Source organism: Vibrio sp. 1727, from assembly GCF_033344415.1.
GTDB lineage: Bacteria > Pseudomonadota > Gammaproteobacteria > Enterobacterales > Vibrionaceae > Vibrio > Vibrio alginolyticus.
On the sequence record NZ_JAWPOT010000379.1, the window covers coordinates 1 to 636 of the forward strand.

Annotated in this window: 1 protein-coding gene; it reads left to right on the plus strand. The window is 47.5% G+C overall.

Features of this window, described 5'->3' with window-relative positions; genetic code table 11:
* Positions 1–636 (plus strand): multidrug transporter (locus R8O10_RS25850; RefSeq protein WP_318192045.1); only part of this gene is annotated, 636 nt, incomplete at both ends.

Below are 636 nucleotides of genomic sequence, written 5' to 3' on the forward strand. Positions count from 1 at the left end.
GCCTGTCTGCTTGTGGAGTTCTTACCCCATATCTAATTTGGTATTTAACCACGCTCGGTTGGACTTCGTTGCCAGTTGAGTTTTGGGGAATGCTGGCTTTTAGTGGAATAGCGCAAATTGTGTATCTCGTCGGTTTGATCATGGCGTATAAACATGCCGATGTTGGTGTGATTTACCCAATTGCACGCGCTTTGCCGGTCATGATGGTGGGAGGGTTCAGTGTTGCACTCGGCCATGCGCTTTCATCTCAACAGTGGCTTGGTTTTTTGTTGATCACCTTTGGCTGCATTTTGGTGCCGTTGACTCATGTTCGCCAAGTTTCTTTGGTGGCGTATCTAAATGTAGGCGTGTTTTGGGCGTTGATCGCGGCAATTGGCACGACAGGTTACTCTGTGGTGGACAAAGAGGCATTAACGTTACTGACTCAGCAAGCATCAACTATTTTCAACGATCAATACAGCGCGATCTTCTATCTTGGTGCGCAGTTTTGGGCGATGGGCTTACCCGTTTTACTTTGGTGTCTGATCACCGGAAATGATCAAGAGTTGCAAGCGGCTTGGCGAATCCGAAAAAGTGCAAGTATGGCTGGCATTATGATGGCATCGACTTATGGATTGGTTCTGTTTGCGATGACGA